This window comes from Microbulbifer variabilis ATCC 700307 (assembly GCF_000380565.1).
Taxonomy (GTDB): Bacteria; Pseudomonadota; Gammaproteobacteria; order Pseudomonadales; family Cellvibrionaceae; genus Microbulbifer; species Microbulbifer variabilis.
Window position 1 is genome coordinate 206,395 of sequence record NZ_AQYJ01000028.1, and the last position, 21,842, is coordinate 228,236.

The 21,842-nt window shown below is 50.9% G+C and carries 16 protein-coding genes; 9 read left to right on the forward strand and 7 right to left on the reverse strand.

Annotation, left to right across the window (positions count from 1 at the left end; translation table 11 throughout):
- Positions 1-66 precede the first annotated feature (66 nt).
- Positions 67-1,341 (reverse strand): inorganic phosphate transporter, encoded by a 1,275-nt coding sequence (locus G367_RS0116615; protein ID WP_020414287.1) that lies wholly within the window; start codon positions 1,339-1,341, stop codon positions 67-69.
- A gap of 10 nt (positions 1,342-1,351) precedes the next feature.
- Positions 1,352-2,029, reverse strand: coding sequence for a TIGR00153 family protein (locus G367_RS0116620; protein ID WP_020414288.1), 678 nt, complete (start codon positions 2,027-2,029; stop codon positions 1,352-1,354).
- Positions 2,030-2,177: 148 nt separating this feature from the next.
- Between G367_RS0116620 and tfpB the strand changes: the two genes are divergently transcribed.
- The 3 genes from tfpB to G367_RS0116635 all read left to right on the forward strand — a co-directional run bounded on the left by tfpB (position 2,178) and on the right by G367_RS0116635 (position 7,960).
- Positions 2,178-3,953: a type IV pilus assembly ATPase TfpB gene (gene tfpB / locus G367_RS0116625; RefSeq protein ID WP_020414289.1), complete on the forward strand. Its 1,776-nt coding sequence runs from the start codon at positions 2,178-2,180 to the stop codon at positions 3,951-3,953.
- 150 nt (positions 3,954-4,103) lie between these two features.
- The gene (gene glnE, locus G367_RS0116630) at positions 4,104-6,947 is read left to right on the forward strand and encodes a bifunctional [glutamate--ammonia ligase]-adenylyl-L-tyrosine phosphorylase/[glutamate--ammonia-ligase] adenylyltransferase (RefSeq protein ID WP_020414290.1); all 2,844 of its coding nucleotides are present in this window, start codon (positions 4,104-4,106) and stop codon (positions 6,945-6,947) included.
- Between the two features lie 59 nt (positions 6,948-7,006).
- Complete coding sequence (locus G367_RS0116635; RefSeq protein WP_020414291.1) at positions 7,007-7,960, forward strand: branched-chain amino acid transaminase; 954 nt, start codon at positions 7,007-7,009, stop codon at positions 7,958-7,960.
- An 80-nt stretch (positions 7,961-8,040) separates the two neighbouring features.
- Here the strand turns inward: G367_RS0116635 and G367_RS0116640 are convergent, their stop codons facing one another.
- On the reverse strand, positions 8,041-9,384 hold the full coding sequence (locus tag G367_RS0116640) for a UDP-glucose dehydrogenase family protein (protein ID WP_020414292.1): 1,344 nt from the start codon (positions 9,382-9,384) through the stop codon (positions 8,041-8,043).
- On the reverse strand, positions 9,384-10,589 hold the full coding sequence (locus G367_RS0116645; protein WP_169337129.1) for an O-antigen ligase family protein: 1,206 nt from the start codon (positions 10,587-10,589) through the stop codon (positions 9,384-9,386). Before G367_RS0116645 ends, G367_RS0116640 begins: the two co-directional genes overlap by 1 nt.
- A gap of 429 nt (positions 10,590-11,018) precedes the next feature.
- Here G367_RS0116645 and G367_RS0116650 point away from each other — a divergent pair, with 429 nt between their 5' ends.
- Positions 11,019-11,909 (forward strand): ELM1/GtrOC1 family putative glycosyltransferase, encoded by an 891-nt coding sequence (locus tag G367_RS0116650; protein WP_245556711.1) that lies wholly within the window; start codon positions 11,019-11,021, stop codon positions 11,907-11,909.
- On the opposite strand, the gene G367_RS0116655 is transcribed toward G367_RS0116650, so the two are convergent.
- Together G367_RS0116655 and G367_RS0116660 are read right to left on the reverse strand one after the other, a co-directional pair.
- Positions 11,906-12,571 (reverse strand): YrbL family protein, encoded by a 666-nt coding sequence (locus G367_RS0116655; RefSeq protein WP_020414295.1) that lies wholly within the window; start codon positions 12,569-12,571, stop codon positions 11,906-11,908. The two genes, G367_RS0116650 and G367_RS0116655, sit on opposite strands and share 4 nt — an antisense overlap.
- Before the next feature lie 4 nt (positions 12,572-12,575).
- Positions 12,576-13,694, reverse strand: coding sequence for a glycosyltransferase family 4 protein (locus G367_RS0116660; RefSeq protein ID WP_026305195.1), 1,119 nt, complete (start codon positions 13,692-13,694; stop codon positions 12,576-12,578).
- Between the two features lie 189 nt (positions 13,695-13,883).
- Here G367_RS0116660 and G367_RS0116665 point away from each other — a divergent pair, with 189 nt between their 5' ends.
- Positions 13,884-14,804, forward strand: coding sequence for a glycosyltransferase family 2 protein (locus tag G367_RS0116665; RefSeq protein ID WP_020414297.1), 921 nt, complete (start codon positions 13,884-13,886; stop codon positions 14,802-14,804).
- 103 nt (positions 14,805-14,907) lie between these two features.
- On the forward strand, positions 14,908-16,206 hold the full coding sequence (gene waaA / locus G367_RS0116670) for a lipid IV(A) 3-deoxy-D-manno-octulosonic acid transferase (protein WP_020414298.1): 1,299 nt from the start codon (positions 14,908-14,910) through the stop codon (positions 16,204-16,206).
- 44 nt (positions 16,207-16,250) lie between these two features.
- Here waaA and G367_RS0116675 read toward each other — a convergent pair whose 3' ends face one another.
- Positions 16,251-17,750, reverse strand: a complete 1,500-nt coding sequence (locus tag G367_RS0116675) for a TolC family outer membrane protein (RefSeq protein ID WP_020414299.1) — start codon at positions 17,748-17,750, stop codon at positions 16,251-16,253.
- 356 nt (positions 17,751-18,106) lie between these two features.
- Between G367_RS0116675 and G367_RS0116680 the strand changes: the two genes are divergently transcribed.
- Genes G367_RS0116680 through G367_RS0116690 form a run of 3 tightly spaced genes read left to right on the forward strand, consistent with a single transcriptional unit; the run spans position 18,107 to position 21,820 of the window.
- On the forward strand, positions 18,107-18,757 hold the full coding sequence (locus tag G367_RS0116680) for a paraquat-inducible protein A (RefSeq protein WP_020414300.1): 651 nt from the start codon (positions 18,107-18,109) through the stop codon (positions 18,755-18,757).
- Positions 18,754-19,440: a paraquat-inducible protein A gene (locus tag G367_RS24065; RefSeq protein ID WP_051089524.1), complete on the forward strand. Its 687-nt coding sequence runs from the start codon at positions 18,754-18,756 to the stop codon at positions 19,438-19,440. The genes G367_RS0116680 and G367_RS24065 overlap by 4 nt, the downstream gene beginning before the upstream one ends.
- On the forward strand, positions 19,433-21,820 hold the full coding sequence (locus G367_RS0116690; RefSeq protein WP_020414302.1) for a PqiB family protein: 2,388 nt from the start codon (positions 19,433-19,435) through the stop codon (positions 21,818-21,820). Before G367_RS24065 ends, G367_RS0116690 begins: the two co-directional genes overlap by 8 nt.
- The last annotated feature ends 22 nt before the right edge of the window (positions 21,821-21,842 follow it).

The following is a 21,842-nucleotide window of genomic DNA, read 5'->3' on the forward strand; positions in this document are numbered from 1 at the left end:
AATAAAAAAGGGAGGCTTTTGGGGCCTCCCTCTAATCGACTTTTCTCAAAGCCTAAGACTGGCTTATCAGCCAAATATACCTTTAAACAAGTAGAAGAACAGGATTGCAATACCGGCACCTGCGGGCAAAGTTACTACCCAAGAAGCTGCAATGGTTGTGATCATACGCAGATTCAGGGCGCCAATACCGCGTGCCAGGCCAACACCGAGAACTGCGCCAACCAGGGTATGGGTCGTGGAAATTGGCAGTCCAGTTCCCGAGGCCAGAACGACGGTGGCGGCAGCCCCCAGCTCGGCGGCAAAACCGCGGCTCGGAGTCAGCTCGGTAATTTTCTTGCCAATAGTGGCCATTACCTTAAAGCCGTAAGTGGCAAGACCCACAACAATTCCCAGGCCACCAAGGAGCAGAATCCAGGAGGGCATAGTGGCTTTGGCGGTTACCGCACCGCTCTGGATAGTGTTTACAACCGCTGCGAGTGGGCCTACTGCATTGGCCACGTCGTTAGAGCCGTGGGCAAAAGCCATGGCACAGGCAGTAAAGATCATCAGAATCGCGAAGACTCGCTCCACATTGGCAAAGCGATTCTCGGATTCTGCGGAGGGGTCGCGCTTCACGCGCTTGAGCATGGCAATACCGATACCCGCCACAATAAGACCGGCAATGGCTGCGATGCCTGCATCCTGCACGAATGTCAGCTGGATATTGGCATCTTTCAAGACATGTTTCAGGCCCTTGGTCAGGGTCACCATCGCGATCATCCAGCCTACAGCGAACATGTAGAAGGGAATATAACGCTTAGCGTTATTGAATGGATCTTCGGTATCGAGAATCAGCCGCTGAACGCTGCGGAATAACAGGAAGGAGATAGTGCCAGCTAGCAGAGGAGAAACCACCCAGCTGGCTACAATACTGCCAACTTTACCCCAGGCCACAGCGTCGGCAGAGATGCCAACTGCAGAAAAGCCGACAATTGCACCAACGATTGAGTGGGTAGTCGATACTGGCCAGCCGAGGATGCTCGCCACTAGTAACCAGGTGCCGGCCGCGAGAAGGGCAGATAGCATGCCGTAAACCAGCAACTCTGGCTGCGAGGCAAAGATTTCCGAGTCAATAATACCCTTGCGAATGGTGGCAGTTACCTCTCCGCCAGCTAGGTAAGCACCGGCAAACTCGAAAATCATGGCGATAATGATCGCCTGCTTGATAGTCAGTGCGCGCGAGCCCACAGATGTACCCATGGCGTTGGCGACATCATTTGCACCAACGCCCCAGGCCATAAAGAAGCCTGCGACACAGGCCAAAATCAACAGAATATGGCCGTATTGACTAATAATTTCCACGCTGAACCCCCTAACGTGCCAACAACAACTGCAATCGGTTGCCCACGCTGTGGGCGCGGTCGGCTAGTTCGCCGATCCATTCAATAACGCGGTAGAGGAACATTACATCCACCGGCGGTAAGTCTTTTTCTATGGCGAAAAGCGCAGCGCGAATTTCAATTTCCAGCTTGTCTGACTTGCGCTCCAGCTCGTCCAGCTCTTCAGTCATGCGCTTTGCGATGGTGACCTCACGGCCGGCGAAACCACTTTCCAGCAGCTCATCCAGTTCGTTAATGGCGCGCAGTGCCTGGGATGAGGTCGCCACAGCACTTTCAACAAAAGTGGCCATGAGCGGCTGCAGGCTTTGTGGGATTTGCATTTTCCTGCCCACTGCCAGCCCGGCGATATCCTGCGCGGTGTTGGCAACCTCATCTTGCGCGTGCAACAGCTCCAGCAGATCGGATCTGGAGACCGGCATAAACAGGCTGTCCGGCAGGTGCAGGCGCAGATCTCTTTTGATGTCATCTGCGCGGTTTTCTGTGGCAGAGATGCGCAGTTGAATTTTTTCCGCCTCTTCCAGATCACCTTTGATCAGTGCGTCAAAAAACGGAATCAGATCGGCTGAAGCCTCGTGGGCCGTAGCCATATGCTTCTCAATCGGCTTGATTGGAGAGCGGCCAAACAGATTGGCAATATTCGACAGGGCCATGGTTAGCTCCATTGCTCAGGGTGCGAAACGGCGGCATGGTACCCCAATCGGAGCAACTTCGGTAATAGTGCGTTAACGATGCACTGTTGTACCCTGAGGATGGGGCTACAATGCGGCGTCGCCATATGAGAATAAAGGGGGTTTACCAATGGCAGAGAGCAAAGCCGCGGACAGGCTGCTGGACTTACATGGGCTGCTGGATGACCTTGTCGGTCAGGGCTATGTGAGCAGGCAGGATGCTAACCGGATTGTAGGTACTCCGCGTACTGCTGAGCAGGCACAAATGCACCCTCTCAGCTACATCGCAAGCTGCGACCTCGCCAACCGGAAAGCCCCCGGAGCCCTATTGAACAGCGAAGTTCTCAGTGCCTGGTTAGCAGATATTTCCTCTCATGCCCTCTATCATATTGACTCGCTTAAAGTGAATGTCAGTGCGGTGACCGAGGTGATGAGCTTCCAGTTTGCCAAGCGCCATCAGATCTTATGTGTTGAAGCGGGAGCAGAAGAACTCTTGGTTGCAACTGCACAGCCTTTCGCTAGGGGCTGGGAAGAGCAGTTGGAGCACACCAGTGGCCGTATGGTACGGAGAGTGGTGGCGGACCCCGCAGATATTAAGCGCTATTGCGTGGAGTTCTACTCTCTTGCCAACTCCATTTCTGGGGCCAGCGGCCTGCAAGGTACATCTACTGCGAACAATTTTGAGCAGTTGCTGGAGCTCGGCAACCTAAAGGATCCCGAGGCCAACGATCAACATATCGTCAATATTGTCGACTGGCTGCTGCAACATGCCTTCGACCAGCGCGCCAGTGATATCCATATCGAGCCAAGGCGGGAAGTGGGGCGAATCCGTTTCCGTATCGATGGTGTGCTGCACCCTATTCACGAGCTGCCAGATCAGGTGAATGCTGCTGTGACCAGTCGCCTGAAAATTCTCGGGCGAATGAACGTGGCTGAGAAGCGAAAGCCCCAGGATGGACGTATCAAGACCAAGCGGCCCGATGGCAGTGAAGTGGAGCTGCGCCTCTCTACGTTGCCTACAGCCTTTGGTGAAAAACTGGTGATGCGAATTTTCGACCCCGAAGTGCTGGCGCGCTCCTACAGTGACCTGGGCTTGGGTGGTGAAGATTTGTCCCGCTGGCAAAAAATATTGTCGCGTCCCAACGGCATTGTACTGGTAACAGGGCCTACGGGGTCGGGAAAGACCACCACTCTGTATACAGGCCTCAAACAGTTGGCTACCAGCGCGGTGAATGTCTCCACGGTGGAAGATCCGATTGAAATGGTTGAAGAGAGCTTCAACCAAACCCAGGTGCACCACTCTATCGGTTTCGATTTTGCCGCAGGTATTCGGACCCTGATGCGCCAGGACCCGGATATCATTATGGTGGGGGAGATCCGGGATCTTGAGACAGCTCAGATGGCGGTACAGGCGGCGCTTACCGGGCACTTGGTGATCTCCACCTTACATACCAACGATGCCCCTACGGCGGTCACTCGATTGCTTGACCTGGGGTTACCTCACTACCTACTTAAATCGACCATCCTCGGGGTAATGGCGCAGCGACTGGTTCGCACCCTGTGCCCGTCATGCAAGCGTGCGGATAAGATAGCAGAGGCCGATTGGCAATCCCTGGTGCGCCCATGGAAGGCTCCGCTCCCGGAAAAGGTATATGCACCGATAGGTTGCCTGGAGTGTCGTAATACCGGTTATTTGGGACGTCAAGGCATTTACGAAATATTGCCGTTCAGTGAGCCTGTCCAAGCACAGGTTACCCCTGATTGCGATCTGCAGCAGCTGCGTCGTCAGGCAATGCGAGAGGGTATGAGTAGCTTGCGTCTCTCAGGTGCCAAAAAAGTGGCAGCCGGCCTGACTACCGTTGCGGAAGTGTTGCGTGTAGCTCCGCCGCCAGACATTGCGTTTTAAAGTTTGGAGCTGGATTGCCTAGCTGGTGAAGAACAGGTGGAGGTATTAAGAAGCTAGCTGTTCTAAGCTGCTGGCTTCAAAATTGAATTCGGCCTAGGAAAAAATGAACAGGCACACCAGCCTCATAGCTGCTCTAAGGATTGATACCCCATGTTCGACCACGCCAATTGCCCCGAGTCACTCAAACACCAGCTGGATTCATTGTGGAGTGATTGGTGCGAACAGGCGGGCACTGCTTTTAGTGATGAGGTGGAGAGGCTTACAGAAGAGCGGGCCCTAGAGCCGGGATTGGCAAGAAGCTTTATCGGTTCTGAGTTTTTTCACCGTCATTGCTGCCGGCAACCTCAGTTCTTGGTTGAGCTGTTAAAAGCCGAGGATCTTGGGCTTGCACTGCCAGACTTCAATAGTGATGAGAGCCTCGACAGCGCACTGAGGTTTCTGCGCAATCGCGCTACCGCGGAGGTGATATTCCGCGATTTTGCCGACCAGTGGGATATTCCACGGACTTGCCTGCGCCTGAGTGAGTTGGCGGAGCTTTGTATTGATACGGCGCTGCGATGGCACCATTCCCAGCTGGTAAAGCGCTACGGCGAGCCGCGGGATAGAGAAGGGCGTGCGCAATCTATGGTAGTGCTCGGTATGGGCAAGCTGGGTGCGCGAGAGCTGAATCTATCCTCAGATATAGACCTGATCTTTGCCTATCCGGAACCCGGCCACACAGATGGCGAACGGTGCGTGGAAAACCAGAAGTTTTTTCAGCGTTTGGGACAGCGACTAATCAAATCATTGGATGCTATTAATGCCGAAGGCTTTGTGTTTCGTGTGGATATGCGTTTGCGCCCCTATGGAGACAGTGGCCCGCTTGTGAGCCATTTTGCTGCACTGGAGGACTACTACCAGACCCAGGGACGCGAATGGGAGCGCTATGCCATGGTCAAGGCGCGTCCTGTGGCCGGTAATAAGGAAGTTGCGGCAGATTTGATGGAGCTGCTGCGCCCGTTTACTTATCGTCGCTATATCGATTTCAGTGCGATCGATGCGCTGCGGGAGATGAAGGCTTTGATTCAACGCCAGGTGCGTGCAAAAGGCCTAACAGACAATATCAAGCTCGGTCGAGGTGGTATTCGCGAAGTCGAATTTATCGCCCAGGCGTTCCAGTTAATTCGCGGTGGCCGCCAACCGGCACTGCGTGAACGCAACCTGTTGAAGCTCCTACCACTATTGGAAAGTGATGGGCATGTAGAGCCCGGTGTAGCCTCTGAATTGGCAAACTGTTATCTGTTACTGCGCCGGGTTGAGCACGCGCTACAAGCTTATCGAGACCAGCAAACTCAAGCATTACCCCAAGATGATAAGGAACGTCAGCGGCTTGCTTATGCCCTGGGGCGAGATGACTGGGGACAACTCTTCGGGGAGTTGGCATCGGTGCGCAATGTAGTCGAAAGTGAATTCGATACTGTAATCGCGCCTCCGGAGGAGATCGCTGAGCCGCGTGTAGCGGAGGAATGGCAGGGGCTTTGGGGCAGCTGTAATGAGCCGGGAAGTGAGGAGATCAACCTGCAGAGCTTGGCGGATGCTGGCTTTGTCCCTGCTGGGGAGGCCCTGAATCTGTTGCGGGAGCTATCCAACTCACCAATGGTGATCGCATTGCCTGCTTCATCCCGGGAGCGCCTGGACCAGTTTATGCCTCTGCTATTGGCGGCAGCCAGTTTACAGGAGCAGCCGCTGCTGGTGCTTGCTAGAGTACTGCCCCTAGTGCGCTCAGTACTGCGCCGCAGCGCCTACCTGGTTTTGATCAATGAAAACCCACCGGTACTGAGCCAGCTAGTGCGGCTTTGTAGTGCCAGCCCGCGAATTGCAGAGCAGCTCGCACGCCACCCGATACTTCTGGATGAATTACTGGATTCACGTCGCCTGTTAGCGCCGGCTACAGCGGAGGATATTGCAGATGAGCTGCGTCGAGAACTATTGCGCGTTGATCCTGCTGATTTGGAGCAACAGATGGAAGCGTTGCGTTACTTCAAGCAGAGTCAAAGCCTGCGTATTGCTGCCCAGGAGGTAAGTGGGGCTCTGCCGCTGATGAGAGTGAGCGACTCCCTCACTTGGCTTGCTGAGGCAATTCTACAGCAATCTTTGCATCTGGCCTGGGCGCAGATGGTGGACAAATACGGCTTGCCTGCAGGCGCTACCGTAGAGGATATGCGTTTTGCCATTATCGCCTACGGTAAACTTGGCGGTCTCGAGTTGGCCCATGGATCTGATCTGGATATTGTGTTTGTGCATGATGCAGACCCCCAGCTCAATACTAGCGGGGATACCAGCATTGATAACCAGCGTTTTTATACCCGTCTGGCGCAGCGCCTGATCCATATTCTGCAAACGCGCACATTGAGCGGACCACTCTATGAGGTGGACACTCGCCTGAGGCCCTCTGGTAATTCAGGGCTACTGGTCACTTCTATGGCGGCATTTGACAAGTACCAGCGTGAGAGTGCCTGGACCTGGGAGCACCAGGCAATTGTGCGCGCCCGGCCGGTGACGGGTAGCAGCCGCCTGTGTGAGGATTTCCAGGAGCTTCGTTTGAGATTGCTTTGCGAGCACAGAAATGAGCAGAAATTGCGCGAGGAAGTGATCGCAATGCGAAATAAAATGCGCTCCCATCTCGATAAGAGCAATGATCAAAAGTTCGACCTGAAACACGGAGCGGGCGGTGTTGTCGATATTGAGTTTTTGGTTCAATATGCTGCTCTGGCCTGGGCGCAAACTGCGCCCTCGATAGTGCGTTATACCGATAATATTCGCATTCTCGAAAGTCTGATTGACGCGGGCCTGATGCCAGCCAAACAAGCTGGACATCTGATCGACGCCTACAAAGCCTACCGATCTGAGGGTCATCGCCTGGCACTACAACAACTGCCAGGGATTGTGAGCGATGACCGATTCACAGCGGAAAGAAAGACCGTTCAAACAAACTGGCAGCAATTGCTCGGTTAAAGGCCGGCTACCTCCTGCTGCCCGATTAAACTGTTTTTCAGGATTTGTAGGAGTTTCCCATGTCTTTTGCCGACCGCGACGGCGTTATCTGGTTTGACGGTGAGCTGGTCCCCTGGCGCGATGCACGCGTTCATGTACTGACCCATACCCTGCACTACGGGATGGGAGTGTTCGAGGGGGTACGGGCTTATGAAACTGACCGAGGCGCCAGTATTTTTCGCTTGCTGGACCATACCCGCCGACTATTTCGCTCTGCAAAAATTATGAATATCCCAATGCCATTCGATGTTGATGAGCTGAATGAAGCTCAGCGTTTGGTAGTGAGGGAGAATAACCTGCATCAGGCCTATCTGAGGCCCATGGTGTTTTTCGGATCCGAGGGAATGGGGCTACGTGCTGAGGGTCTCAAAACCCATGTCATCGTAGCTTCGTGGGAATGGCCCAGTTATATGAGCCCGGAGGCCTTGGAACAAGGTATCAAGGTGAATACCTCCTCCTATACCCGCCATCATGTCAATATCAGCATGTGTAAAGCCAAGGCCAATGGCAATTACATCAACTCTATGCTGGCTCTACAGGAGGCTGTGCGCAACGGTTGTGATGAGGCGCTCCTATTAGACCCAGAAGGCTATGTGGCAGAGGGGAGTGGAGAGAACTTTTTCATCGTTAGCGAAGGTATCATCTATACGCCGGAGCTTACCTCCTGCCTGGATGGAATTACCCGCGATACTGTAATTGAACTCGCCAGGGAATGCGGATACAGGGTGGTGGAGAAGCGGATTACCCGGGACGAAGTATATATTGCCGATGAAGCCTTCTTTACGGGCACTGCGGCTGAAGTACTGCCGATCAGCTCTCTAGATGGGCGTTCAATTGGCAGTGGTCGGCGCGGGCCGATCACCGGCCGCTTACAGAGTCTCTATTTCGATGTGGTTCAGGGACGTAGCGCCGCTCATCGGGGGTGGTTGAGCGATGTCACTGATGCACCTGAAGTAAATATTCGAATTGCTTAAGATGCTGGTCAGAGATAATAAAAAACCCGGTGAAAACCGGGTTTTTTTATTACTCATCAAACTTGTAATTATATTATTTATTATGGGGCTGCATTGGTATCAGGCCTTCCCACACAATAGTAATCAAATCCATCTTCCTGCATTTCGCTTGGCTCATACTGATTGCGGCCATCGAAAATGACTGGAGAAACCAAAGTTGCTTTCAGTTCATCTGTATCGATGCTTTTGAACTGTTGCCATTCTGTAGCGATAATCAGGGCATTGGCGTTTTGCAGTGCCTCATTTTTTGATGCACAGAGTTTTAGGTCTGCTCGATTTCCATAGATACGGCGACACTCTTCTATGGCTTCAGGATCGAAAGCCTGAACCCGTGCACCCTGCTCCCACAAGCGTTCTAGTAGGATACGGCTCGGTGCCTCTCGCATGTCGTCAGTGTTGGGTTTAAAAGAAAGGCCCCAGAGCGCAAAGGTTTTCCCTTTCAGGTTCCCCTTAAAATGTCCCACAATTTTCTCGGCTAGATAGTGTTTCTGCTGTTCGTTGCGTGATTCGACTGCAGAGAGGATGTCCGCCGACAAGCCTAATTGCTGTGCAGAAGAAATCAGGGCTTTGACATCTTTTGGGAAACAAGAGCCGCCATAACCGATGCCAGCATAAATAAAGTGATAGCCAACCCGTGGGTCAGAGCCGATACCTTTGCGCACGGCCTCGATATCAGCACCAACTTTATCGGCAATATTTGCCATCTCATTCATAAAGCTGATTTTGGTAGCGAGCATACAGTTAGCCGCATACTTGGTCAGCTCTGCGCTTTTAACATCCATAACGAGAATCTTCTCGTGGTTGCGATTAAATGGCGCGTATAGATGGCGGAGTTTTTGCTCCGATTCGGCCTCAGAGGTGCCTATTATGATGCGATCAGGGCGCATGCAATCTGAGACAGCAGATCCCTCCTTGAGAAACTCCGGATTTGAAATAATATCAAATGTTAAATCGGGTCTATTGCGGCCAGTTAGCTGCTGTTCGACTGTCGCGCGGACTTTGTCGGCAGTACCTACGGGCACCGTTGACTTTGTGATAATAAATTTTTTGCTGTCCATATGCTGCGCAATAGTCTTTGCAACGGTAAGGACGTGTCTAAGATCGGCGGAGCCATCCTCATCTGGTGGCGTGCCGACCGCAATAAAAATAAGCTCTCCATGTTCAACACCATAAGCGGCATTGGTCGAGAATGACAAATTGCCGGTGTTGATCCCACTTTTCACCATCGGCTCAAGGCCTGGCTCGAAAATAGGGATATGCCCCTGTTTCAGACGCTCGACTTTGTCATTATCAATATCAATACAGACTACTTTATTGCCGGCCTCAGCCAGTACAGCAGCTTGCACCAGACCTACGTAACCGGTGCCGAAAACGGTGACATTCATCAGTTTGACTCAATATTTGGAGGAGTTTGTTTCTGGTAGATCTGCTGGTAAGCAGAGCCCGAGGGCCTGAGTTTACCTTGCTCAAGATAACTGCGGGCCAAAAGGATTGCGAGAGGAGCCCAATAGAAGAACCAGATGTAGTTAGGTTTGACCAAAGGTTGTTGGGCGTAAATTAGCATCGCTAAAGTACCGAACAGGAACCAGGCAACATATAAGCCTGGAACCCAACTAAGTAGGTTTTTCTTGGTTGCGACAGTGTAAAGCACACCTAGCCCCTGCCAAGCACAAGCTGCGATGCCGAGTAGGCCTGTAAAGCGAGCCACATCCAAGAGGTAGTTATGTGGATGAGGCAGTACATAATTTAGCGTGATAAATTGCTTGTGAACCAGCCCTGAGCCAACGATAGGGGAGAGCATAAATTCTTCGAAAGTTTTGCCCCATAGTTCCAGGCGAGCTGAATAGGCGACGCTTCGATGGAATAGCGGCAAGTCACCAAACATAATAAAGTAGGCAAAGGGTATAGCAGTAAAAAGTACCAGTGCCACAAGTATTTTGAATATACGCGAAGGAGTTAGAGTTGCTGAGAGTAGAATAGCAACCCCTGCCATTATTATCGGAATCTTGGTCTGTGAAAGAAAAATATAGGTGCAGGAAATCACTAATCCAGTCCAAGATAGCCAGCGCCAAAATAGAGAGGAGTGCCTGATTCCATAGCAGCAGAACAACGCGTGGAAGCCAAATAGCATGCCGGTTTTATCAATATTCCCTTCTAAAGATACTCCACCTATACGGTAAAATTTCTGAAACCCACCATCAATACCATATGCAATTAATGAGGCGATCCCGGAAACTAATCCCACTAAAATTATTGCAAGTAATAGGTTTCGTAAAATTTTATCTCCATATTGTTCTAATAATAGATATATCGCACAGTAAAAAGCCGCTAAATAGAGTACCAGCTTCCAGTAGTATGTTGCCTCTCGCACGACATCAGCATTCGCACCGTCGGCCCAAAAAGTGGATAGTGCCAATATCAAAGGAAGGCTGCAAAAAGCAACAAATTGCCATGAAAATATGAACGAATAGTCTTTCCTCCAAGGCAGCAGAAAAAGTGTCGCTGGCAGTAAAGTTAAATAGAAGCTTGTTTGTACGCCCGAGACCTTGGGAGTCAGGTAAAAACCGCAAAGCAGAAGGAATAGCCCCAAGTAAACTATGCGGAGCGGTATAGAGACCCACCTGGAATCTTGCCTTCGGTAACGTGCTGGAGGGAGTGGATTGGAGTTACTTCCAGTTTCTGACATAACTAAGTGTGTAGTTGATAATGTTTCTGCTTTAGGCAAACAAGGCTTGCTGAAGCTGCCCATGGGTTGCCAACGGTAAATGCTATAGCAATACTCTGGGGAGCTTAAGATGGATACAATCTTCGAAATAGGTAATATATTTAGTGCATTGATAAGTTTTAGATGTGCAGGGTTCTTAGCATCCGCACAACCGGCTGGAAGGTTATACTGGAAGAGGTGAGGGTTCAACAGTGGCGGCCCCTGTAAAAGCATCTACAAGATTTTAGCAATTGGCGCCAGTAAGTTGATGACTTGTTTAATAATTGGCCTCTGTTTGCATATCAAGGATTTCTTTTGCAACTGACAATATGGTGCTTTCTAGATGGTAACCGCGCACACGAAAAGCAAAGTGCGGCATTGATCACTGGGTTGCGAAGTAGTTTCGTGGGCCAGATTAGGAGCTTTGATATCTCCACTTCCATTACGGCCTCTAATATCCTTTTCGGAACTGCCGGTGAGATTCCCAAGCTCCCTAAGCCGGATTTTCTGATTGGAACTGGCCGCCGAAGTCGTTTGCCTATGTTAGCTGCACGTCACCGTTTTGGGGGGCGTGCAGTAGCTATTAACCTCCCACAGTTGCCATTTCGCTGGTTTGACTTTTCGATAGTGCCAGAGCACGACCGCCCGCCTCCTTTAGATAATGTGATTCTCAGTCAGGGTGCACTGACAGGCCCTTTGCCACAAGGGTCTAAAAAATCTGGGCGGGGGCTAATATTACTGGGGGGACCAAGTAGTCACTATTCATGGGATGACAGTGCTATTCATCACCAAGTGGATCAGTTACTTCAACAACCTCTTAAATGGCAGTTGTCCAATAGCCGCAGAACTCCTGAGAGCACGATTACTTCACTATTGGTAGACAATGTCCAGATGGTGGATTGGCGTACCTGCTCCCCCATGTGGTTACAAGAAGAGATGGCGGCGGCTGAGCAAATTTGGGTTAGTGAAGACAGTATCTCTATGCTGTTTGAATCTTTACAGAGCAGTGCCCAGGTGGGTGTTATGCGTGTGCCAAGTCGAGCACGATCCAATAAAGTCAGGGCTGCGGTGCAAAGGTTGGTAGACCAGGGAATTATTAGTGACCAAGTAGCTGAGGTGGCAAAACAAAAGCGACGAGAGCCTTTGGATCAATATCTCCTATGTGCCCAGGCTTTACTCCGCCGCTGCGACTTGCCATTTCGCTAGTGTTTGAGGCCTTGAGACTCAAACTTCCTCCAGGGGGTTTTCTTATCTGAAATCTCCCACTCAACTCGAAGCCACATGCGCCGGATTCGCCGCTGAATGTAGCGTTTGGCGAAGTAGTCAGAAATTTGAGGCAAGGGCAAAAAAGATGCACAACCCAAGCCATCAATAATATAAATTTCTAATTTTTCATTTTCCCTGCGCACAACTAGATTGTGTGCAATCAGGTTCTTGGTCAGTACACCATACTCCAAGAGCCATGCTGCAAAGCGTTCAAGGGCAGATCTTATTTCACTGTTTAGGCCATGCTTATTCAGATATTGGCGCAAGGTAGGGGCTGGGTTGCCCTCGCTCTCCAGGATAAGGTCTGTTACTGCACCGGGGCCCAGACTGGTTTGTTGTATCCCGTACCAGCGAGGTAAATGTTGCCAGAGGCCTTCTTTATTTTGCTGGATAGCTTTTTGCGAATAGCCTTCTTGTTCACGCAAATTATCATCAAAATCATCTTCACCGCGCCACTTTTTGTACCATGGTGCTCGTCCGAGCAATTCTGCGGTGCGCCCTGGGCGCATAACCTTTATGCAGAGCAGAGGTTTCTCTGGGTGGCGGTAGCAAAAGCGGTTCCCACCACTGGCAAAAGGCTTACTGTAGCCTAAATCAATCACTATATCAGGCTCCGGGCGACTTTTTGATCATGGTTTCATAGACTTCGATGGTATGTTCTGCTTGGCGCTTGAGGGTAAAGTCTTCAGAAAGGGAGGCTTTTTGTTTTGGGCCTTTTAGCAATTCCCGTGAGCGATTATAAAGTGCTTCAGCATCGTTTTGCTCTACCAACCCTTGTGGAAAGCAAACACGCAGAGACTCTGCGGGACCACCGATGTTGTATCCAATTACGGGTGTTCCCATAGCTGCAGATTCTATCACGGTACGTCCAAATGGCTCAGGTCGTTTGGATAGGTTGTACACGAGACGAGATTCCTTATACCAATAACGAATATCACTACGATGGCCGACAAAGGTAAGGTGCCCCTCTATTCCTTTCTCTCTTACTTTTTGTTTCAGTTCCTTTTCATAGTGGCTCTTGTTAGCTTCAGCCCCACCGAGAATGATCCCATGAATATCATGATGCTTACTGATCAAACGCTGGATTAGCTCAATAAAATCCTCTTGACCTTTCCAGCGAGTCAGCCTGCCGGGCAAGAGAAGCCATTGCTTATTTGCTAGATTTGGATATTCCTTCTCAATGTTCGCTTTCCAGTCAGCTGGAACCGAGATGTTGGGATTGAATTCCTCGGTATCAACTCCGCGATAGATCACTTCTGGGGGACGTTGTAGATAGGCTTGGTAATTATCATGTAAGTAATCGTTCACGCACTCGGATATTGCGATTACCTGCTCGCTCCGGGCCATAATGGCACTGTAGCGATTAATTGAATACAGGCCGTGGGCGGTGCTAATTAGGCGTGGCCGCGACTGGATATCTAGTTTTCTCCAAGCCAAGAAAGTGAGCCAGGCGGGGACCCTGGATCGAACATGCAATATATCTGGAGCTTCCCATTCGATAAGTTGTCTTAACGGTCTAACCTGTAGCAAACTACTTAGGGACTTTTTGTGGATAGGCAGTGTAAAATGCCTGGACCCTTCGGATTCCAATTTTGGAACCATGGTGCCCCCAGAAGATACAACGATAGAAGTGTGGCCGGCTTGAATGAGCATTCTTGCCAAGTCGAGCGTACCCCGCTCGACTCCCCCGGAGTTTAAAGCGGGAAGCAGTTGCATTACTTTCATGGATTGTTTCACGACATAAGTGTGTACTAGGTATTACTCAGACTGTCTAGCTCAACGGGCAATAAGTTGATGAGCTGACTACAGGCTTACTAAAAGTCAAATATTATAGACATGCCAAATAGAGGGGTATAGGCTGCGCTGCTATTGCTAACGCCCTGATTTAATATTTGGTTGTTTGTGGAGTTTAAATTGCGACCACTGCTAGACATTTGTATCTGCACCTGCAAAAGGCCGGAGCAACTTCGCGTTGCTTTGCAAAGTCTTGCCGAGCTTGATTTACCTGCAGATGCAGATGTAAGTGTGACAGTAGTGGATAATGACCCTGAGGAGCAGGGGGGGAAGGCGGTAGTGGAGTCCTTCGCAACAGATTCGTCCCTCCCAATTCTTTACGTCCTTGAAGAACGCCGTGGAATTCCCATTGCTCGCAATCGCTGTATTCAAGAGGCACAGGGCAAAAATGCGGATTACCTTATTTTTATTGATGATGATGAATGGGTGGCTCGAGACTGGCTGGTCAAGTTGTTTCGATTTGCTCAAGAGCTTGGTGGCAACACGGTAGTAAATGGTAGTGTGATACGGGAATTGCCAGACTCAGTGCCGACTTATTACTCAAGATATTTCTCTCGAAGGAAGAGGCAAACAGGTGATCACCTCACCTACTGTGCCACCAATAATGTCCTGATTCCAATGAAAATAATTCGTGAGTTTAGCTTGTCCTTTGATGAGCGGGATCCCTTTGGAGGTGGTGAGGATGTGTTGTTCTTTTCTGAGCTGCATACCAAGGGTGGAGACATCATTCATTGCGCTGAAGCAAAAGTATTCGAACCTGTACCAATAAGCCGCGCGAACTTACGCTGGCTTTCCCGTCGCAAATATTCAGCAGGTATCACGCTTGCAAAGCAAAAGTTGCAATCTGGGCGCAGTCGGCTAGGAATTTTACTTTCAGCGATATTCCAACTTATGGTTGCAGGGGTTCTCTGCTTGTTTGGCTTGGTTTTTGGAGGGCTCCGCCTGGGTTCCCGGCCTTGGTTGCGCCTATGTCGTTCTGTAGGCATGGCCTGTGGAGTGTTTGGGGCTCGCTCAGATTTTTACCGGGTTGTGGACTGCTAGTAAGTCACATAAAAAGTTCAAGTTGTACTCTCTGCCTGTAAGATAGCTGGCTGGAGCTTCGGCTCGGATTCCAAATAATTGCCAACTGGTGACAGCTGGATATATGCAGACCCTTTACAACTGGCTTTTTCGCTTAGCCATTCCATTTATTTTTTTTCGGTTATGGTGGCGCGGCCGTAGCCAGCCAGCTTATCGTCAGCGTTTCGAGGAGCGGCTGGGACGGGTGCCAAAACGCTATAGTCAAGCTCCATTAATATGGGTTCACTCCGTATCTGTGGGGGAGACCCTCGCTGCGATCCCCGTTATTGCTCAATTAGCAGCTCGCTATCCTGATTGGCATTGGCTGGTTACAACGAGTACCCCTACAGGCTCCGAGCGGGTTACAAAGTCCTTAAGCCCGATTTTGGGCGGCCGCCTGCTCCATTATTACCTACCTTATGACTTACCCGAGTTCCTCAATCCATTTCTGGAAGCTCTCAACCCCACTATGTTGGTGATTGTAGAGACCGAATTGTGGCCAAACCTTCTGCGTTTATGTCGAAAGAGGGCGATCCCTGCATTGCTTGCCAATGCACGTTTGAGTGAGAAATCTGCCCGGGGTTATGGGCGATTTATTGGGTTTACCCGCTCAATGTTGGGCAATTTGGATAAAGTTGTTGCCCAGTACCCAGTAGACGCTGAACGTTTTGTTTCTCTGGGCTTGCCTCGAGAGAAAGTAGTGGCCAGCGGCAATATTAAGTTTGACCTGGATATTGACCTGGGCCTCATCAGCGAAGCGCAGGCGCTATCCCACCAATGGCGCGGCTCTTTAAATCGTAAGGTTTGGCTGGCAGCCAGCACCCATGCCGGCGAGGATGAGATCATACTGGATGCGTTCTCTACCCTGATTAAGGACTTTTCAGATCTGCTTTTAGTCTTGGTACCGCGTCACCCTCAGCGTTTTGATGATGTTGCCCGTTTATGTCAGGAGCGAGGCTTTCAGGTTTCAAGGCGCAGTAGTGGTGGTGCTCCAAAAGCGGATGATCAGGTTCTTTTAGGGGATACCATGGGTGAGCTACTGCGTTTCTATGGTGCCTGTGATGTGGCTTTTGTGGGGGGGAGCCTGGTCCCTGTGGGAGGGCACAATATGATTGAGCCGGCGGCCTGGGGGATACCGACTATCTCCGGGCCATACATGCATAACTTCGCGACCGTGGCTGATCTTTTAAAGAATGCTGGCGGATTGGCAATTGCGGCGGATGCTGTATCACTGAGTAATCAGATAAAGCAGTGGTTACTGAACGATAAGGAGCGACAGGTCTTAGGTCAACGAGCTAGGGCAGTAGCGAAGCAAAATAGTGGGGCTTTGCAGCGCCTGCTAGAAGAGATAGACAGGCTGATGCCGAGTTCAGGAAAAGTGTGAGCGGCTCTCTTGGAGCTGCTCACATTTCTTTGGAGTCGAGTTAGCTACTTGGAACCGCTTGGGCCGGCTTCCGCTACACGGTGAACATTGTTGGCCGGGTTCAACATAACATCCAATTCTTGTAGATCCTGTGGTGAAAGGAGACCCGCTACCTGCTTAAGGCTTAAGGTGTTGATGATGTAGTCGTAGAGGGCGTTGGCATATTCGGTTTGATTTGAATAAAGGGTGTTTTGCGCTAAAAGCACATCTACGATATTGCGCGTACCCACCTCGTAGCCGGCTTGAGTGGCATCCAATGCACTCTTTGCGGAGACCACAGCCTGTTGTCGGGCTGCCACACGGGATACATCTGTTACCACTGCACGATGTAGGGTGCGGGTGTTTTGGATAGTATTGCGTTCAGCCAGGTTGCGCAGGTCTTGTGCTTGAAAGGATAAGTTACGCGCTTCACGTCGATTGGCGCTCAAAAGGCCACCAGTATAAATCGGTATATTCAGTGTGACTGCGGCTACAGAATCACGGTCGTCCAAGTCCCTGGGAAACTCAGTATCTGATTGGCGAGTCTCGTCTCTGAATCTCACACGTTCAGTACCGTTTGAGGTGAGCTTGTTATAGGAGAGGGAGCCGGTAAGAGTGGGCAGGTGCTCACTGGCGGCAGAACGGGCATTGTAGCGGGCCGCCTCGGCATTCAGTCGTGCAGCTTTCAAGTCGAAGTTATTGGCCAAAGCGAAGTCGACCCAGTCTGCACGTTCAGCCGGCACCGGAGGTGCGACTTGGAAGGTATCTACGAGAGGAGCAACCTCATCGTGATAGCTACCGGTGAGGATTGATAGGGCATCGAAGTTACTGAGCAGCTCGTCTTGAGCGGTTAAGCGGCGGGCTACAGAGCTGTCGAAGGCCGCCTGGGAATCATACACATCAGTAATTGCGGTTAGGCCTACTTCGAATCGCTGCTGAGTTTGCTCCAACTGCTTGGCTAGGGCTTTCTCCTCGGCCACTGCGGATTCCAGGATGTCATAGGCGCGTAGTACATCGAAATAGGCTGTGGCGACTCGAAGCATCATTTCTTGCTGATTGGCACTAAATTCTGCAGTAGCAACTTTGGTTAATCTTTTACCCCGTTGGTAATCAAACCAAGCAGGGGCGTCAAAAATTGCTTGGGTCAGTGTGGCATTGTACACCCTATTTTGATAGGTCCCGGTTGATCTTCGGTTAAAGTCAACTAGATCACCATCAACGGGGCCATCTTCAAGAATTTGTGCCCCGTTTGAGATGTTAAATTCATGGACTCTGGAGGCCTCGAATCTGGCATTTACCTGCGGCAATAGCGGTGCTCGCAGCTGGTTCTTTGCCTCGATACCTGCATGGTAGGTGGCTCGATCGGCGGCAAGTTGCTGATCGTTATCTAGCGCCTGAGTATAAATATCCCACAGGGTGTCGGCCTGGGCCTGCATGGCACCGAATCCGAGTAGGGCGGCGGCGAGTAGTTTCTTCAGTGGACGCAACTGGCGGCCTCGCGGCTCTGTGCGGTTACTTCTTTTCATCTGTTTCAACTTCCTGTGGCGGGTGCGGTCTTCAAGCTTCTAAAAAGTATCTGGAGCGGCACTCGAGTTCTAGGTACTCGGTGGATTCCTTTGGCTCGCAAAGTTAGGTTGTGCTGCCAGTCTCCCCAATCAGCAGTCGCGAGAGTGTACCCGCGGCCAGCCTGAGCGTCGAGGCGACGCTTTCGGCTTTTTGGTATATCTTCGTTAAACCGACGCGAATGTGCGTTTACCGGTAACTGCCTGGCAATGTCAGGGCAGCATTGAATAGGGCAATGGCCCTATATTGCAATAGACGCGCCATCGAAGCATTTGGATGCGGCAAAAATTGTGCAGGATAAGGCAAGGACCTCTCGCACATGGAACAGCTGCGTGATGATAAACAGATACGTTGGCAGCATGCTTGCCATGAGTGCGATCTATTGCTGACTGGCGGGTTGGCACCGCCCGGTCAAAAGCTGACTTGCCCACGCTGTGGTTGCACTCTGCATCGCAATGCCAATCACAGCGTCTACTACACCATTGCCTTAAGCTTGACTGGGCTACTGCTATTTATTCCCTCAGCGAGTCTCCCGCTCCTTAAATTCTCGTTATTCTCTTTTGGTGCCGAGAATACCCTGATGAATGGTGTTTATTCATTATTTAAAGCTGGCTATATCTGGTTGGCGTCACTGGTCTTATTCTGCAGTGTGCTGGCTCCTTTGGGAAAATTTCTGCTGCTGTTATTTGTTTGTTGCGGCAGTTTTTTGGGGCTGCTGGATCGCTGGGTTTCTATTGCGGTGCGCTGGTACCAACATATCAAAGAGTGGGGGATGCTGGATGTATATATGCTCGGCATTCTTGTAGCGCTGATTAAATTAAGGGATCTGGGAAAAATGGATGTGGAACCGGGGCTGTATTGCTTTGGCGCCATGATGCTGGTTGCGAATCTCTCTTCACTCAGTTTTGACCAGAATGCCATTTGGCACCGGCTGGCACTTCGGCGTGCTCAGCGGGAGAAACTGACATGAGTTCGAAATTCCCTCGCAAAGGGATTCATGAGGGCCTGACAAGCTGTCTCAGCTGCCATCAATTAATTATTTTGCCAATTGCGGGTGGGCACTGCCGATGCCCTCGCTGTGGTGGACGGGTGCACGGGCGTATTTTGGGGAGTTTGATGCTTACCTGGGCACTAACAATTACCGGGGCCCTATTATTGTTACCAGCAAATATTCTCCCGATTATGACGGTGGTTTACCTTGGTGCCGGCGACCCAACCACCATAATTAGTGGCGTTATGCAGCTATATAACAGCGGGATGTGGGGAATTGCGCTTATTGTCTTTGTGGCAAGTATTGCTGTGCCAGTAATGAAGTTGTTGGGCTTGGCTTTATTGCTGGTTCAGATGCAACTGCGCCTAACGTTTGTGCCTTCCCAGGCAATGAAAATCTATCGGGTAGTTGCCGGTATTGGGCGATGGTCTCTTCTGGATCTTTTTATGATTTCCATTTTGGTGGCATTAGTCGATATGGGATTTATTGCTCAGGTGGTGGCGGGTCCTGGCAGCACCGCTTTCGCCTCTGTGGTAATCGTTACTATGTTGGCTGCACGTTCTTTTGATCCCCGACTTATTTGGGATGCTTATGATGGTGACTTATACAGTAAGGATGTAGCACCGGAGACGGCACATCGGGGTGCCGCAGAAAATGGCTGATAATTTGCCCCCTGAAAATAGTGGCGTTGAAGGGGCACGTTTAAACGGTGGGGCCCAGCGGGGGGTGGTGCGCGCGAGTAAGGGATTACCGTTGGTTTGGATTCTGCCTTTGGTGGCGGGACTGATCGCAGTTTGGCTGCTATACCAGGACGTGGCCGAGGGAGATGTAAAGGCGAGCATCCTGTTTCACTCTGGCGATGGCTTGGTGAAGGGGAAGACCGTCGTGAAGTATTCCGGTGTAGATATCGGCCTTGTGCAGGATGTACGCCTGGTACCCAATGCTAAGGAGTTAAATGGTGCTGATGGAGTGTTGGCGGAGGTCAGCCTCAATCGCAGTGCAGAGTATCTGCTAGTTGAAGGGACTGAATTCTGGGTAGTGAAACCGGAGCTTTCCATCACAGGTATCAGTGGTTTAGAGACATTACTATCAGGTAACTATATTGCAGTTGAATCTGGCAGCGGCAAACGCAAGCGCGAATTTGTTGCGCTGGACCAGCCCCCGGCATTTATTCGCGGAGATGGCCTGCGCGTGGTGCTCAAATCCCGCCGCTTGGGCTCATTGAGCCGTGGCTCCCCTGTTTATTACCGCCAGTTAAGGGTGGGCCAGGTAGCGGATTACAGCCTTGAAGAGGATGGTAATGAAGTCAGTATCGAGCTGTTTATTCGTCGTGAATATGCCTATCTAATTCACCGGGGCAGCCGTTTTTGGAACAGTTCAGGTATTTCAATTGAAGGTGGCATCAGCGGAATTAGCATTAATTTGGAATCTCTTGCCGCCTTGTTTGCCGGCGGTGTCAGCTTTTATACCCCGGAATCTCAGCGTCAATCCCCCTTAGCCGTAAATGGCACAGAATTTAAATTATATAAAAATTTTGCTGCTGCAGATGCAGGGATTTCTGTCACTTTAAATTTTGATCGCGGTGTAGATGTTACGCCTGGCAGCACCAAAGTGTATTACCAGGGGATTCAAGTAGGTGAAGTCAGCAGGGCAAAAGCTAACAAGCGTATGGATGGCATAGAAGTTAAAGTGTTGATGGACCCAGTAACTGATGACCTCCTCAGTGAAAATACTCGTTTCTGGCTAGCCCCCCCCACATTTGACTTTACTGGCGGCCTTAACAAGCTGATTCAGGGCAATCGCATCGAAGTAGATCTTCGCCGGGGAAACCGATCCCAGCGTATTTTTACGGCACGTGCCTCGGCACCGCCAAGAGATCCCCGCGTACCCGGTTTACACCTGCGTCTCACCACACGCAACCCAGGTTCACTTCAACGAGGAGCTCCTGTGTACTTCCGGCGTATCGAAGTGGGTAAGGTGCAGGGAATGGAGCTGCGTAGAGATGGTGAGGGGGTTGAGGTGTACGTGGTAATTGAGCCGCGCTATGCGCACTTGGTACACCAGGGTACTCGTTTTTGGAATGTCAGCGGTCTGCGCGCCAGTGCCAGTCTTAGTGAGGGGATTGAAGTACAGGCGGACTCCTTGATGTCATTGTTGCGTGGGGGCGTTGCTTTTGGCATCCGGCGTGAGGATCGTGCGAAATCAGCACCAGTGCAAAATGGCGATCAATTTCCTCTGTACAGCAGTCGTGAGGATGCACTTGAAGAAGGGATTGAAATACGAATCAACCTTCCCAGTGCGGAAGGGCTGAAAGTTGGGGCCCCTCTGCGCTATAAAGGTGTGCAAATTGGGGAAATTACTCGGTTACGTCTTGGCGCAGACCTCGGAGAGGTCCATGCCCGTGCCAAGCTTTATCACCGTGGTGCAAGCTTTGCCCGTGCAGGCACACGTATTTGGGTGGTGTCGCCACAGATAGGCATAAGTAAAGTTGCCCACCTGGATACATTGATAACCGGGCGCTATTTGGCTTTAGAGCCGGGCCTGGGGCCCATGCAAACGGAGTTTTATGCAGAGCTGCAAGCGCCTAAAGAGGATCTTGCCGATACCATGAGCCGACCCGGGTTAGCTGTGATACTGGATGCCGCGAGGCGCGGCTCTCTGGTAGCTGGGAGTCCCGTTTATTACCGGCAGGTCCAGGTGGGTGAGGTTACAGGTTTTTCCCTGGGAGAATTGGCTGACCGAGTTTACATCTATGTGCATATCGAGCCGCAGTATCAACCATTAGTGCGTGAGCACACTGTGTTTTGGAATGCCAGTGGTGTAGAGGTGAATTTTGGTTTGAGGAGCGGTCTTAATGTCAATACAGAATCCGCTCAAGCCTTGATAAAAGGGGGGGTTGCCTTTGCGACGCCGGAAGCGCCCTTCATGGGTTTCGAGGTGGAGAGCGGCAGTCACTATCCTTTGTACCCAAAAGCTGAACCTGAATGGTATAAGTGGAGTCCCAAAATAGAACTCTATGATTTTTCTGAACCGGTTAAATAAGTATGAAAGTTAAGGAGTATTT